This is a genomic window from Bacillus cabrialesii, assembly GCF_004124315.2.
GTDB lineage: Bacteria > Bacillota > Bacilli > Bacillales > Bacillaceae > Bacillus > Bacillus cabrialesii.
Genome location: NZ_CP096889.1, coordinates 3,931,836 through 3,946,220, shown reverse-complemented (window position 1 = coordinate 3,946,220; position 14,385 = coordinate 3,931,836). Strand labels below are relative to the sequence as shown.

13 protein-coding genes are annotated in these 14,385 nt (G+C 45.4%); 9 read left to right on the top strand and 4 right to left on the bottom strand.

Translation table 11 applies throughout. From position 1 onward, the window contains the following. Positions 1-121: 121 nt before the first annotated feature. Together EFK13_RS20150 and EFK13_RS20145 are read left to right on the top strand one after the other, a co-directional pair. Entirely contained in the window at positions 122-451 is a 330-nt protein-coding gene (locus EFK13_RS20150; RefSeq protein WP_283107571.1) for a DMT family transporter, read from the top strand. A 220-nt stretch (positions 452-671) separates the two neighbouring features. Continuing rightward, the gene (locus EFK13_RS20145; RefSeq protein ID WP_129507129.1) at positions 672-1,109 is read left to right on the top strand and encodes a hypothetical protein; all 438 of its coding nucleotides are present in this window, start codon (positions 672-674) and stop codon (positions 1,107-1,109) included. A 30-nt stretch (positions 1,110-1,139) separates the two neighbouring features. Here EFK13_RS20145 and EFK13_RS20140 read toward each other — a convergent pair whose 3' ends face one another. Together EFK13_RS20140 and EFK13_RS20135 are read right to left on the bottom strand one after the other, a co-directional pair. Then, a complete protein-coding gene (locus EFK13_RS20140; protein ID WP_129507130.1) occupies positions 1,140-1,697 on the bottom strand; it encodes a DUF2812 domain-containing protein in 558 nt (185 codons plus the stop codon). Continuing rightward, positions 1,694-2,035: a PadR family transcriptional regulator gene (locus tag EFK13_RS20135; protein ID WP_129507131.1), complete on the bottom strand. Its 342-nt coding sequence runs from the start codon at positions 2,033-2,035 to the stop codon at positions 1,694-1,696. Before EFK13_RS20135 ends, EFK13_RS20140 begins: the two co-directional genes overlap by 4 nt. Positions 2,036-2,199: 164 nt before the next feature. Between EFK13_RS20135 and EFK13_RS20130 the strand changes: the two genes are divergently transcribed. After that, positions 2,200-3,348, top strand: a complete 1,149-nt coding sequence (locus EFK13_RS20130) for a rhamnogalacturonan acetylesterase (RefSeq protein ID WP_129507132.1) — start codon at positions 2,200-2,202, stop codon at positions 3,346-3,348. Between the two features lie 81 nt (positions 3,349-3,429). Continuing rightward, a complete protein-coding gene (gene dbpA, locus EFK13_RS20125; protein ID WP_129507133.1) occupies positions 3,430-4,869 on the top strand; it encodes an ATP-dependent RNA helicase DbpA in 1,440 nt (479 codons plus the stop codon). An 18-nt stretch (positions 4,870-4,887) separates the two neighbouring features. Here the strand turns inward: dbpA and EFK13_RS20120 are convergent, their stop codons facing one another. Further along, positions 4,888-6,174 (bottom strand): MFS transporter, encoded by a 1,287-nt coding sequence (locus EFK13_RS20120; RefSeq protein ID WP_129507134.1) that lies wholly within the window; start codon positions 6,172-6,174, stop codon positions 4,888-4,890. 197 nt (positions 6,175-6,371) lie between these two features. On the opposite strand from EFK13_RS20120, the gene EFK13_RS20115 reads away from it, so the two are divergent. From EFK13_RS20115 to EFK13_RS20095, 5 genes are all read left to right on the top strand, one after another. Next, positions 6,372-7,046, top strand: coding sequence for a hypothetical protein (locus EFK13_RS20115; RefSeq protein WP_129507136.1), 675 nt, complete (start codon positions 6,372-6,374; stop codon positions 7,044-7,046). Positions 7,047-7,140: 94 nt separating this feature from the next. After that, positions 7,141-7,974, top strand: coding sequence for a transcriptional antiterminator LicT (licT, locus tag EFK13_RS20110; protein ID WP_129507137.1), 834 nt, complete (start codon positions 7,141-7,143; stop codon positions 7,972-7,974). A gap of 314 nt (positions 7,975-8,288) precedes the next feature. After that, on the top strand, positions 8,289-10,121 hold the full coding sequence (locus tag EFK13_RS20105; RefSeq protein WP_129507138.1) for a beta-glucoside-specific PTS transporter subunit IIABC: 1,833 nt from the start codon (positions 8,289-8,291) through the stop codon (positions 10,119-10,121). Positions 10,122-10,141: 20 nt separating this feature from the next. Further along, entirely contained in the window at positions 10,142-11,563 is a 1,422-nt protein-coding gene (locus tag EFK13_RS20100; protein ID WP_129507139.1) for a glycoside hydrolase family 1 protein, read from the top strand. 97 nt (positions 11,564-11,660) lie between these two features. After that, the gene (locus EFK13_RS20095) at positions 11,661-12,767 is read left to right on the top strand and encodes a hypothetical protein (protein WP_129507140.1); all 1,107 of its coding nucleotides are present in this window, start codon (positions 11,661-11,663) and stop codon (positions 12,765-12,767) included. A 147-nt stretch (positions 12,768-12,914) separates the two neighbouring features. Here EFK13_RS20095 and citH read toward each other — a convergent pair whose 3' ends face one another. Further along, positions 12,915-14,195: a citrate transporter CitH gene (gene citH / locus EFK13_RS20090; protein ID WP_129507141.1), complete on the bottom strand. Its 1,281-nt coding sequence runs from the start codon at positions 14,193-14,195 to the stop codon at positions 12,915-12,917. Positions 14,196-14,385 lie beyond the last annotated feature (190 nt).

Below are 14,385 nucleotides of genomic sequence, written 5' to 3'. Positions count from 1 at the left end.
TATTATGTGTATGACGAAGAAGATCAAATAAGCTTCTATTGCGGAGGTTGGGATGTGATCAAGTGTGACAAGAAGTCACACTGATTTTCCCCTTTTTCTTGAGGCTCCCCACCTCATTTTTATGCTTCAACGCAATTTTTTTCTCCCTCCAGCCATCATAAAGAAACATTCACCGAGAAACTGGATCATGGTGGTATCTACCGAGATCATCCATACTGGTATTGTCTATTTGTTGTTTTTTGACAGTTTGCGATTTTTATCAACAAAATTTATCTCAATCATTGTCTTCCTCGACCCGGCTGTCGCTATCGTACTCGATACCGTCTTCACGGGTTTCCGCCCAGACCTCTTTCAAACACTAGGCATCGTGATGATCTTTGCGGGCATGGCTTTGACGCTTGTCAAGAGGCGAGGGAAGGCGGATGTGGTTGCTGAGAATTCTCAAATGTAAAGAAAGCAGCTGTCGAAGGCAGCTGCTTTTGTCTAATTTCCAAACGTTCTCAAGCAGAACAGGAATGAATCTAAAGAAATAAGTCTATAGTCATTATTTGTGTGAGATGCATGATAAATCGCCATAATTTAGTATTATAGAAGGATGCATCATCTTCTAATCATGATTATCATATTTAAAGATGATAAAAGAACTATACGAGAGCAGGAGGAATTACATAATGAAAAAGCAGAAATTGATCATGACCTTCGTTGCTTTTGTTATCGCATTGACAAGCTTTACAGCTATAGACCTTGCTGGTAACAAAGCCCAAGCAAAAGATTGGGTGAAAAAAGGCAGTATATGGACTACCCACTACCATTCAGGCTCTTTCAAAAACTATACGTACTCACCAACATTTCAGATTTGGTATCCAGGTCAAGGAACGAATGCGAGCATTACTGCAAAAGCATCTGGAAGCGGGAAAATAAAAGCCGAGATGCAACAGAAGACAAGTAAAGGGTGGAAAACCATTAAAACGTTTTATGCCAAGAAAAAAGGCTATACTAACCTGAACTACAGTAAAGCATCTAAGAGCTATAAAACAAAATACAGATTTAAATTCAGCAACACAGGAACGAAAAAAACGATTAACTATACGTTCGCTTCTCTTTATTAATCATTTTATGATTAAGCAAAACCCCAGCCTTCACTCAAGGTTGGGGTTTCTGCGTTTAACTCGCCAAATTCTAAAGACAGAGGCTGCGTAAGTGAGGATAGCCGGGATCGTGATGGCGATGAGAAAGACAAAAAGGACGTGTATGGTGTTATGAAGTATGGAAGCTTCACCAGAAATAAACGTATTCCTGATGACAGTGACAGCCGCAGTAAGACAGAGCATGAACAATGTGATATAGCGAAGGGTAAATTCACTTTGTTTATATTTATCAATCATCGTTGAACGGTCGGAGTAAATCGGTTTTGTTCCGGGGTCAGCAGCAAAGATATGTGTGTCGTATACAGAACAAATATGCTCCCATCCGGAATTTTCAAATATATCAAGGTATTCATCCATATTGTGATCCTCGACGGCACGATAGTCCAAGCTATAGATCAGGTTTTGCGGCTCAGCTTTTCTAAGCTTATACCCCATAAACGCAAAAGAATCGAGTACCCAGCCTTTGCTGGCCATATCACTTAGTCTCTTCATATCCTTTTCTTCTGAAAACGCCAATCCTTCAGACATCATATATTTACTCTGTTTCATGACCAGTCCCCTTTCAATTGTTGAAAAGCGCGTTCTCCATGTTCAGCCATCCGTTTTCTGCGCTGAATTTCTTTTTTCAATAATACTTGGCCGCCTCGTGTGGTTTGGTACACTTTGCGGCGCGGGTTGTCATTGTTGACAAGCTCAATGATCCCTTCTTGCAGTAATTTCTTTAACAATGTATATAAGGTAGCCGGGCCGATCGTGAAGGAGTCATCGGTCATTTCCTGAATCTCCTGCATGATCGAGTATCCGTGCTTTGGTTCCAGCAATGTTAAGACAATATAATAGGCTGGATCGGTAAGCTGATCCATTTCCTGCGGACGCTGCTTTGGCAAGTGTTCACCTCATTCCTTATATCAATAAATGATATATCAACTATTGATATAATAGAATTTTCCTCTCTGTTTGTCAACGCAATTTTTTTCTACCTTCAGCCATCATAAAGAAATAATCACCGAGTATGCATTAATGTATGCGTTTTCATAGAGGGGGAGTCTTAATGAAAAAAGGGATGGCGGCGGTTTTTGTGATGATGTTGATGTTGTGTTGCGGCGGGATTAAGAGTGTGACGGCGTCGGAGCAGAAGGTGTATCAGTTTGATTTTGGGAGCGGTTCGGTTGAGCCAGGTTATATAGGTGTCAGGGCGTCTGATCGGTATGATCCGTCAAAGGGCTACGGTTTTCAAACACCGGAGAATATGAAGGATGTGGCGGCATCCGGGGTTGGTGTGAAGAGTGATGCGGTTCAGTTTTTAACGTATGGGACGAAAAGCAATAACACGTTTCGTGTGGATCTTTCGAACGGCCTTTATGAGGTGAAGGTGACGCTTGGCGATACGGCAAGGGCCAGTGTGGCGGCGGAGGGTGTGTTTCAGGTCATCAATATGACGGGAGACGGCGCGGAGGATACGTTCCAAATTCCTGTCACCGACGGGCAGCTGAATCTGCTGGTGACAGAGGGGAAGGCAGGCACCGCTTTTACGCTCAGCGCTTTGAAAATCAAGAAATTGTCTGATCAGCCGGTAACCAATCGAACCATTTATGTCGGCGGCGATTCGACGGTGTGCAATTATTATCCGCTCAACAGCAGCAAGCAGGCGGGCTGGGGACAGATGCTGCCTCACTATATCGATAAACACGCCTTTCAAGTGAGAAACATGGCGTCTGGCGGGCAGATCGCGAGAGGGTTTCGACATGACGGTCAGCTCGAGGCGATCTTGAAGTACATCAAACCGGGTGATTATTTTATCTTGCAGCTGGGCATTAATGACACAAATCCGAAGCATAATGAATCGGAAGCGGAATTTAAGGAGATTATGCGAGATATGATCCGTCAGGTGAAAGCAAAGGGTGCGGAAGTCATCCTATCAACACCTCAGGGCCGGGCGACAGATTTTACTTCTGAAGGCATCCATACGTCTGTAAACCGATGGTACAGGGCTTCTATTTTGGCGTTGGCCGAAGAGGAAAAAACGCACCTCATTGACTTGAATGTCCTCAGCTCGGCGTACTTTACATCAATCGGTCCGGAAAAAACACTCGCGCTGTATATGGACGGAGATACGCTGCATCCTAACCGTTCGGGGGCCGGCGCACTGGCGAGATTAGCTGTTCAGGAGTTAAAGCGCCAGGGAATCGATGGCTTTTAACACGTCTTTTTTCGGCAAAACACATACACCTTCGCCAATTAGAGTATAATGAGAACATCTGCAAGAGACAGGAGTTTATACATGAGTCATTTTAAAAACTATCAAATCAGTCATGACATTTTACGAGCACTGGAAGGACTAGGATATACAGAACCGACCGAGGTGCAGCGGAGCGTGATTCCCGCTGCCCTTGAACGAAAGGATCTTGTCGTCAAATCACAGACGGGAAGCGGGAAAACGGCTTCATTCGGGATTCCTCTCTGTGAGCTGGCGGATTGGAATGAAAACAAGCCGCAGGCGCTGATCCTGACACCGACCCGGGAGCTGGCGGTGCAAGTAAAAGAGGATATCACGAACATAGGAAGATTTAAACGGATCAAAGCGACAGCCGTGTTTGGAAAGTCCTCCTTCGATAAACAAAAAGCCGAGCTTAAACAAAAAAGCCACATTGTTGTCGGCACGCCGGGACGTGTCTTGGATCATATCGAAAAAGGCACACTGCCGTTAGACCGTCTCTCCTATTTGGTCATTGATGAAGCCGATGAGATGCTGAATATGGGCTTTATCGAGCAGGTCGAGGCGATTATCAAGCATCTGCCGACTGAGCGCACGACGATGCTGTTTTCGGCGACGCTGCCGGAGGACATTGAGAAATTGAGCCGTCAATATATGCGAAACCCGGAGCATATCGAAATCAAAGCGGCCGGCATTACCACCAGAAATATTGAACATGCGGTGATTCAAGTAAGAGAAGAGCATAAGTTTTCTTTGCTGAAAGATGTGCTGATGACGGAGAATCCTGACAGCTGCATCATTTTCTGCCGCACGAAAGAGCATGTCAATCAGCTGACCGATGAATTGGATGACTTAGGGTATCCATGCGATAAAATTCACGGCGGAATGATTCAGGATGACCGGTTCGACGTCATGAATGAATTTAAACGGGGCGAGTACCGTTACTTAGTCGCGACAGATGTCGCCGCGCGCGGGATTGATATTGAAAATATCTCCCTTGTCATCAACTATGATCTGCCGGTTGAAAAGGAAAGCTATGTGCACCGCACAGGCCGGACAGGGCGCGCGGGGAACAAAGGAAAGGCTATTTCATTTGTCACAGCCTTCGAAAAACGGTTTTTAGCTGACATTGAAGAATATATCGGGTTTGAGATTCAAAAAATAGAAGCTCCTTCTCAAGAGGAAGTGGCCAAGAAGAAACCAGATTTTCTATCTAAATTGAATGACCGTCCGGAAACCAAAAAGGACAAAAGCGAAGAGCTGAATAAAGACATTATGAAGCTGTATTTTAACGGCGGAAAGAAAAAGAAAATCAGAGCCGTTGATTTTGTAGGGACGATTGCCAAAATTGACGGTGTGACAGCTGATGACATCGGCATTATCACAATCATGGATAACGCCTCTTATGTGGAGATTTTAAACGGAAAAGGCCCTCAAGTTCTCAAAGTGATGAAGAACACAACCGTCAAAGGGAAAAAGCTCAAGGTGAATAAAGCGAATAAATGATGAATGACCTGCTCCCAGTTAAAGGGGCAGGTCATTTTGATGCTGGCTGACATCAGCATGGTTTTCCTCCGGGACAAACGCAAGAATCACAATCCCGATCACAAACAAAATGATCAGGCTGAACACCGCAGTCGAGGATTTTCCGGTCATCTGGGCGGTAACGGCGATGAGCAGCGGACCCATAATCGCAGCGAATTTTCCGAATATGTTGTAAAAACCGAAGAATTCATTGGCGTGGCGCTTTGGCACAAGCTTGGCGAAATAAGAACGGCTTAGGGCTTGAATGCCGCCCTGCGAGGTGGCGACAAGCATAGCCAGTATCCAGAAATCAAGCGTTGTCTCCAGGAAATAGGCATACACGCAGACAATCATATAAATAACGATCCCAACGTACAGCATTGTTTTTCCCGTGAAGCGCTCTGCCAATCTTCCGTATACAATGGAAAACGGCGCGGCGACGACTTGGGTGGCAAACAGGATGATCAGGAGGCTTGAGGGGCTGATCCCTAAATCAGATCCATAGGATGTAGACATCGTAATAATAGTTCCGACACCATCAATATAAAAGAAATAAGCAAGTAAAAAGAGGAACAGCGCCCGGTACTGCCTAATCCGCTTCATCGTTTGGCCGAGCCGCTTAAAGCTGTTGATGACGATATGGGGTTCTCTTTTGATGTAATAGCGCTGATTGACATGCTTCAGCATCGGGATGGTAAACAGCCCCCACCAGGCAGCCGTTATGAAAAAGGAGAGCTGGCTTGCGGCAGATACTGACATCGGAATCGTCTCTGCTTGAGCGAGCAGGATGACAGCGATGCTGATGATAAATGGAATCGTGCTGCCAATGTATCCTAAGCCGAATCCCCGTGCCGAGACGAGATTCATGCGTTTCTCAGGCGTGACGTCAACGAGAAAGGCATCATAAAACACATTGGCGCCGGAAAAACCGATAGCCGATATCGTATAAAACAGCAATAAAAGCAGCCAATGCTCACTCGGAATAAAAGCAAGCATCGCAGTGCTGGCGACACCGGCAGACACAAAGAAACCGAAGAATCGCTTTTTGCATCCTTCATAGTCGGCAATTGTGCCTAAAATCGGTCCGAGCATGGCGAGAATAAACGTCGAAATCGCAATGGTATAGCCTAAATAGGCAGTCGATTGAGCGGCGCTGACACCGCTTTCCGCAGCCGCTGATTTATAAAATAACGGAAACACCGCGGTGGTCACGACAATCGAGTAAGCGGAATTTGCCCAGTCATATAAAACCCAGCTGTTTTCTTGTTTCGAAAAACGTTTCATCATCAGAGCCCCTCTCCGGTAACGATACTTCTATTGTACGAGAAATAAGCCTGAAAAGAATGGAATCAACGTCATTTTTTACAAAATATTTATATTCAAATCATACTTTTGGTTTATTGATGGGTGCAGGTGTATCTGGTACCATTTAACTATATTTTGCCGTATTTTCCAGAAGGGATTCAGCAGAGAGGAGACAGAGCATGAGGCGATTAGGCTTGTGTATAAGCCTGCTGGTCACAGTTCTCGTGATGGGCGCATGCGAAAGTGAGGCTCAGACATTTGCAGATCGTGATCATAATACGGTAAAACAAACCGCAGCCAAACCGATGGCCAATAAGAAAAAGCAGGACTTTCAGACCCTCGCAAGCGATATGCAGCTGGCCATTGTATTCAGTTCCATGATACACGTAAGCGAAGCATTTGATTATGGAATCGGCAACCCTGAATACTTCGTGCGGAGCAGCATGACTGGGGAAGACACAGACATTGCGAAGGAAAACCTTGAATCGATTCAACTCGAAAACAAACCGCTCCAAAAACAAAACAGCGAGGCATTCGCTTTGCTTCAGAAAACCCGCAATCAAGAAATGAGCCGCAACGAAACGCAGCAGCTGAAAGAAAATCGAGACGCCTTTTTTGAGGTAACTGACAGTATGATCAAACTCATCAGCCAAGTCACACCGAAAAACGCGAAGAAGACAAGATTGCAGCTGGATCAGCTGAAAAAACAATATACGCAATACAGTGCTGAAAGCATCAACATCATGAACAGTATTGTTAAGAAGCAGGGAGCTGACAAGGCATCATTTGAACGCCATCTGAAGGCGCTGCTTCAAAAACAGCCCGGGCAGCCGGTGCTGAGTGAATTGAATTGACCTGCTCCCGTCTTTCCCTGATGATATTGACCTAGTCCAAAAAGAATGTACAATCAAGGTGTAGTCTGTTCTTAGTTGATTGGAGGGACATGTCATGAAAATCGCGAAGGTGATCAACAATAACGTGATCAGCGTGGTCAATGAACAGGGAAAAGAACTGGTCATCATGGGCAGGGGGCTGGCGTTCCAGAAAAAGTCCGGCGATAATGTCGATGAAGCCCGCATTGAAAAGGTGTTCACGCTCGATAACAAGGATGTATCAGAAAAATTCAAAACCCTTTTGTATGAAATCCCGATCGAGTGTATGGAAGTATCCGAAGAGATTATCAGCTATGCGAAATTACAGCTCGGCAAAAAACTCAACGACAGCATCTATGTGTCGCTGACCGATCATATTAACTTTGCCATCCAGCGCAACCAGAAAGGGCTTGATATCAAAAACGCCTTGCTGTGGGAAACAAAGCGGCTGTACAAAGACGAATTTGCGATCGGCAAAGAAGCGCTGGAAATGGTAAAAAACAAGACTGGCGTGTCTCTGCCGGAGGACGAAGCAGGCTTTATTGCCCTGCATATCGTAAATGCCGAGCTGAATGAAGAGATGCCCAATATCATCAACATTACAAAAGTCATGCAAGAGATTTTGAGTATCGTAAAATACCATTTTAAGATTGAATTCAACGAAGAATCGCTTCACTATTATCGGTTTGTCACCCACTTAAAGTTTTTCGCGCAGCGTCTTTTTAACGGCACATACATGGAAAGCCAGGACGATTTTTTGCTGGAGACAGTGAAAGAAAAGTATCATCGCGCGTATGAATGCACGAAGAAAATCCAAACCTACATTGAGCGGGAGTATGAACACAAGCTCACCAGTGACGAGCTGCTGTATTTAACGATTCACATAGAAAGGGTCGTCAAACAAACATAATGAAAGCGTTGACATTTTTATTTTCTTGTGTTAATTTTTTCTTACATTCACATATGGTGATCTTAGGATTGTTACTGATTAGCAGGCAAAACCTAAATTACAATGAGTGCGGATGATCACTGTCTGTGCTGATGGTAATTTAGGTTTTTATTTTTTTCAGAGGGATGGTGATGACGGCGTTTTACAGAAAAAAACGAATGATGGCGTTTAATAGGATTGTTACTGGTCAGGCAGGCAAAACCTAAACTACTTGTTCCTATTGCGATAGGGGTAGTTTAGGTTTTTTATTTTTTAGCAGAAGGGATGAGAGGAAAATGGGGTATCAAGCAGCGGCAAAAAATATACTACAGCTGGTCGGCGGGGAAGAAAATGTGCGTTCCCTTGTACATTGTGCGACACGCCTGCGTTTTACACTGAACGATCGGTCGAAAGCAGATAAAGATAAAATCGAAGCCTTGGATGATGTCGTTACTGTAGTGGAAAGCGGCGGGCAGTTTCAGGTCGTGATCGGCAACCACGTTTCAGAGGTGTATCAAGAGATTGGAAGAATGTCTCATCTGCTCAATGATGACCGAAATGAAGGTTCTGCCCAGAAAGGGAATCTGTTTGGACGGCTTGTTGATATCGTATCGAGCATTTTTACACCTTTGCTTGGCGTGATGGCGGGAGCGGGAATTTTAAAGGGCCTGCTGATGATCTGTACAAATGCCGGCTGGCTCAAAACAGAGGAAACCACATATACAATCCTGTATGCCGCTGCGGACAGCCTGTTTTACTTTCTTCCGCTCTTGCTGGCCATTACCGCCGCCCGAAAGTTTGGCGCGAATGTATTTGTTTCTGTCACAGTTGCGGGGGCGCTTATCTATCCCACGATCATTGAGCTGAAGAACGGCAATGCGGGAGCGGATTTTTTCGGCATTCCAGTCGTGTTAATGAACTACACATCAACTGTGATACCGATCATTCTGGCGATTTTTGTGATGAGTTATGTGGAGAAGTATTTGAACCGGGTGATTCATGACAGTGTGAAAACCTTCATCACCCCGCTGATTTGTCTGGTAACCATTGTGCCGCTCACATTAATCGTTTTCGGCCCGATTGGTGTAAATGCCGGAAACGCCATCGCCGCTGCGATTCTGGCAATCTTCAGCTTTAACCCGATGCTCGCCGGCGCTGTTATCGCCGCACTCTGGCAAATTCTTGTCATCTTCGGCATTCACTGGGGGATTGTGCCGGTCATTTTAAATAACATTGCGGTCAATGGGCAGGATTCAATCAAACCGGCTACAGCGGCAGCCGTATTTGCACAAACGGGAGCCGCTGTGGGTGTCATGCTGAAAACGAAAAACAAAAAATTAAAGGCGCTTGCCGGTTCCGCCGCTGTCACAGGGATTTTCGGCATTACAGAACCGGCCGTTTACGGCGTGACGCTCAGGCTGAAAAAACCTTTTGTATGCGGTGTCATTAGTGCGGCCGTTGGCGGGGCGATTATCGGGCAGGCTCACAGCGTCGCCATCGCGTCTGGCGCGCCAGGCCTATTGACGATTCCGATTTTCTACGGACAGGGGTTTGCCGGTTTTATCTTGGGAATCTCGGTATCTTTTATTCTATCAATCATCCTAACGTACATTGTTGGGTTTGAAGATCCCGCAGAACAAACAGATATCAAAATAGAGCCATCTGCACCCGCAGTCCGCCGTGAAGAGATTAGCAGTCCGTTAGAAGGAAAAGTGATTCCGTTAACAGAAGTGAAGGATAAAGTGTTTGCATCGGAGACACTCGGAAAAGGAATAGCGATTTTGCCGGAGAAAGGCAGACTCGTCGCGCCAGCGGATGGCGTGATATCAACCGTTTTTCCGACTGGCCATGCATTCGGCATGGTAACTGATCAGGAAACAGAAATCCTCATTCACCTCGGATTTGATACGGTGAAGCTGGAGGGTAAGCACTTTTATCCTAAGGTCGTACAGGGACAAACCGTCAAACAAGGTGACTTGCTTGCTGAGTTCGACCTTGATGACTTACTAAAAGCGGGGTTTGATATGAACACGCCGATCATCATCACAAATGCGGATCAATATACCGACGTCATTCAAACAGATCAAAAGCAAGTCAAAATAGAGGAAAGAATCTTTTCTTTAATCTAAAACCATTGGAGGAACAGACGATGAACTATAAAACACTTGCAGCATTTCCAGAGAATTTTTTGTGGGGAGCGTCAACTTCTGCCTATCAAGTGGAAGGCGCGTGGAACGAAGACGGAAAAGGCCCGTCAGTGATTGACGCACGCGACAGCTATCCTGAGGGGACGACTGATTTTAAAGTCGCCAGCGACCATTACCATCGCTATAAAGAAGACGTTGCTTTATTCGCTGAGATGGGCTTTAAGGCGTACCGTTTTTCCATTGCGTGGACGCGAATTATCCCTGACGGCGACGGAGACATCAATCAAAAGGGAATTGAGTTTTACAGCAATCTGATTGATGAGCTGCTCACATATAAAATTGAGCCGATTGTTACGATGTACCACTTTGATTTGCCAAATGCCCTGCAGAAAAAAGGCGGCTGGTCGCAAAGAGCCACAATTGACGCGTTTGAACGGTATTCCAAGGTGTTGTTTGAGCACTTCGGCGACCGCGTCAAGTACTGGCTGACCATCAACGAACAAAACATGATGATCCTGCACGGCAGCGCTTTAGGCACACTTGATCCGAATCTCAAAAACCCGAAAAAAGAGCTGTATCAGCAAAACCATCACATGCTGGTGGCGCAGGCAAAAGCCATGAACCTCTGCCACGACATGCTGCCGGACGCAAAAATCGGCCCTGCTCCGAATATCGCGCTCATCTACCCGGCGTCCTCAAAACCGGAGGATATTGTGGCGGCCTTTAACTATAACGCAATTCGGAACTGGCTCTATTTAGACATGGCTGTTTATGGGCGTTACAATCCGACGGCGTGGGCTTATATGAAGGAAAAAGGATATACGCCGGTCATTGAACAGGGTGACATGGAGATTCTCCAATCTGCGAAACCTGATTTTATCGCCTTTAACTACTACACCTCTCAAACAGCGGCAGCGAGCAAAGGCGACGGATCGGACGAATCGGCACGCGGAGGAGACCAGCATTTGAAAACGGGAGAAGACGGCGTCTACCGCGGCAGCAGCAACCCGCATTTGAAGAAAAACGACTTCGGCTGGGAGATTGATCCGGTCGGTTTCCGCTCCACGCTAAGAGAAATCTATGACCGTTACCAGCTGCCTTTGATCATCACGGAAAACGGGCTTGGCGCTTTCGATCAATTAGAAGAAAACGACACGGTCAATGACGATTACCGCATTGATTATCTAAAACAGCACATTGAACAAATTCAGTGGGCCATCACAGACGGCGTCGATGTGTTCGGCTACTCCCCATGGTCAGCCATTGACTTGATTTCTACGCACCAAGGCTGCTCGAAACGTTACGGCTTCATTTACGTGAACCGTGATGAATTCGATCTGAAGGACCTTCGCCGTATCCGCAAGAAAAGCTTTTATTGGTATAAAGAGCTGATTGCTTCAAACGGTGACATTTTGAAGAGGTAGTTAAAAATATACAAATTATGAACATCGAGTCATAAATGTAAACGATTTAAAGTGACCTGCCGATATATAAAGTATAAAATCTGGAAGGAGTTTGTATATGAAGAACAAAAAAATATTCTCATTACCCTTTTTGTGTACTGTCTTAATCGTGGCCTTTAGCTTTTGTCTGAACTCAAATACTGCTGCAGCGCAAAATGTGCCAAAAGAGAAAGCGATTATAAAGCAGCAGGAAACGTTGAAAAACCATGAGGAAATTGGGAATGTTTCTTTAAAGCAAGCAGATGCAGGAAGCCTTAAAAAGGATAAAAAAGCAGAAACAATCAAAGTGAAGAAGCCTGCCAATGAGAATGTTTTTAAAACAACTTCCATGTACAACTCCGAAGACCAAGTATTTGATACTTCATCTGTTCTTAACGAAAATAACCCTGACGATATGTATTTCTTCAGCACTTCGTCAGATCGAACTCTGATCACACGGATTTTGTCTGGCAACAGTCAGTACTATTTAAAACTGTATGTTGTCAATTGGGATACGGGTGAAGCACAGCCGACTAATATTACTATGGCTGCGGGGAACTTAGTGCTTTTAAAAGAGCTTCCAGCCGGTGATTATATGATTCGGGTTTATTCTGAAGGAACGATGGGTGATTCATACAACATTCAGTTCAATGCAAAAAATCCTTCCAATTACACAAGTGTGAAGTCGATCACCTCTAATCTGCAATCCTTTGTTGCTGAGTACGCAGATGGCTCTGTCTATGCAAACGGGACATTGTTATACAACACCAGCACCAAAACATCTTCATTAAGTTGGGAAAGAGTATTTTATTTTTCGTATGGCGACGGGTATAATCAGCGCACCCATTCTATTTCTTCTGTGAAAGTGAAAAGCATTTCTGAACCTGTTACTTATCGTTCAAGTTATGCGAGCTCAGATTCGGCGGTGATGGTTTACTTAGATACAGGGACTCTGTTTATGCATCATGTATCAGCGTATCGAACAGGGGTAGGTTACGATGACTCTTTTCTAGATACGTTAGGCAAAAAAACACCTAGAAGACTCGATACAGATGATCAAAACTATGGTGATCATATATTAATCGTTGATTTAAAAACCGGCAAAGCAATCGACTTTTTCAGCGTTTTAAATTACTACTATGCATCAGGTGTTGAAGGCTTGCCAGTCATTTCGTATATTCAATAAGGTCATTCGCTAGGGCTGTTTCATACACACTGAAACAGCCCTATTTTAATTTGGTTCAAGCTGATATTGAATTTGCGGCCGGCAACTTCATTCTTTTTAAAATGATACAGAACAAAAGGATTTCCGCCAGCGGAAATCCTTTTCTCATTAAAACGAAATAATCCCAATCAACAGCGCCGCAATCGTCATGACAATGGTTGTCCCCACGGCCCATTTGATGGTGAATTTTTGATGGTCGCCAAAGCTGACGCCTGCCATACCGACCAATAGATAGGTGGAAGGCACAAGCGGGCTGAGAAGATGCACCGGCTGGCCCAGCAAGGAGGCCCTTCCGATTTCAGCGGCGTCTATTCCGTAAGCGGAAGCGGCTTCTGCGATGATGGGAAGGACACCGAAGTAAAAGGCATCATTCGACATGAAAAAGGTGAAGGGCATGCTGACGAGGGCTGTGATCAACGGCAGGTGCGGGCCCATGGCATCAGGGATGAGTGAAACGAGAGAATGTGCCATTGCATCCACCATTTTTGTGCCTGAGAGAATACCTGTAAATATGCCTGCCGCAAATACCATGGACACAACGTTTAACGCGTTTCCCGCATGCGCTGAGATCCGTTTCTGCTGCTCTTTGACATTTGGATAGTTGACCATCAAGGCGATGGCGAACGCGATCATAAAAAGAACAGGGATGGGAAGCAGGCTGGTGATCAGAGCAGCCATCAGAGCGACAGTCAGCAGCAGGTTAAACCATTGGAGAGCGGGGCGCTTGAGCGGCGCTGCCTCCGGATCGGAGGACGGCGCGTGTTCAATCGAAATGACGCCGAGCCGCTTCCGCTCTTTTTTTCCAAGGATATAAGCAACAGCGATTACCCAGAGAACGCCGGCGATCATAGCGGGAATCAGCGGCGTAAAGACCTCTGACGTGTCCAATTTTAAGGAAGCCAAAACCCTCGCCGTCGGCCCGCCCCACGGAATGATATTCATGACGCCCGAACCGAGCATCGCAATTCCCGCTAACACCAAACGGTTCATGCCGAGCCGTTTGTACAGGGGCAGCATCGCCGCGATGGTAATCATATAGGTTGTTGTCCCATCTCCGTCCAGCGAAATGGTCATCGTCAGAACCGCTGTGCCGACAGCGATTTTTAACGGATCTCCTTTGACAAGCGATAGGATTTTGGCGATGAGGGGATCAAACAAACCTGAGTCAATCATAATGCCGAAATAAAGAATGGCGAATAACAGCATAATTCCGGTAGGAGCGAGGTCTGTAACGCCCTGAATCATCATCTCGCCGAGATCTTTGCCAAATCCGCTGATCAGGGCAAACACAACAGGAACAACAATCAAAGCAATAAGAGCGGAAAGCCGGTTAGACATAATAAGGTACATAAAGACAATCATCATCACAAAACCGAGTATGGCAAGCACGATATGACCTCCCCTATTCTATAGTAAGCGCTTCCATCATTTCTTTCTGGTAAGAAGGCTTATTTCAAATATGTATGACCTCATCCTGATATGTAGACCTAAAATCCTATTGAGCGGGTTAGCAGTTTATATGCAGAATGCTGCGGGTAAATGTGCTGTAGAATGTTTCGTTTTAAAAAGGGGGAACAGA

Excerpts from the sequence above, each read along its gene's own strand:
- EFK13_RS20140 (WP_129507130.1), bottom strand. The coding sequence starts at position 1,697 with ATGAAACAGAGTAAATATATGATGTCTGAAGGATTGGCGTTTTCAGAA.
- licT (WP_129507137.1), top strand. The coding sequence starts at position 7,141 with ATGAAAATCGCGAAGGTGATCAACAATAACGTGATCAGCGTGGTCAAT.
- EFK13_RS20150 (WP_283107571.1), top strand. The coding sequence starts at position 122 with ATGCTTCAACGCAATTTTTTTCTCCCTCCAGCCATCATAAAGAAACAT.
- EFK13_RS20130 (WP_129507132.1), top strand. The coding sequence starts at position 2,200 with ATGAAAAAAGGGATGGCGGCGGTTTTTGTGATGATGTTGATGTTGTGT.
- EFK13_RS20145 (WP_129507129.1), top strand. The coding sequence starts at position 672 with ATGAAAAAGCAGAAATTGATCATGACCTTCGTTGCTTTTGTTATCGCA.
- EFK13_RS20095 (WP_129507140.1), top strand. The coding sequence starts at position 11,661 with ATGAAGAACAAAAAAATATTCTCATTACCCTTTTTGTGTACTGTCTTA.
- EFK13_RS20105 (WP_129507138.1), top strand. The coding sequence starts at position 8,289 with ATGGGGTATCAAGCAGCGGCAAAAAATATACTACAGCTGGTCGGCGGG.
- EFK13_RS20120 (WP_129507134.1), bottom strand. The coding sequence starts at position 6,174 with ATGATGAAACGTTTTTCGAAACAAGAAAACAGCTGGGTTTTATATGAC.
- EFK13_RS20115 (WP_129507136.1), top strand. The coding sequence starts at position 6,372 with ATGAGGCGATTAGGCTTGTGTATAAGCCTGCTGGTCACAGTTCTCGTG.
- dbpA (WP_129507133.1), top strand. The coding sequence starts at position 3,430 with ATGAGTCATTTTAAAAACTATCAAATCAGTCATGACATTTTACGAGCA.
- EFK13_RS20100 (WP_129507139.1), top strand. The coding sequence starts at position 10,142 with ATGAACTATAAAACACTTGCAGCATTTCCAGAGAATTTTTTGTGGGGA.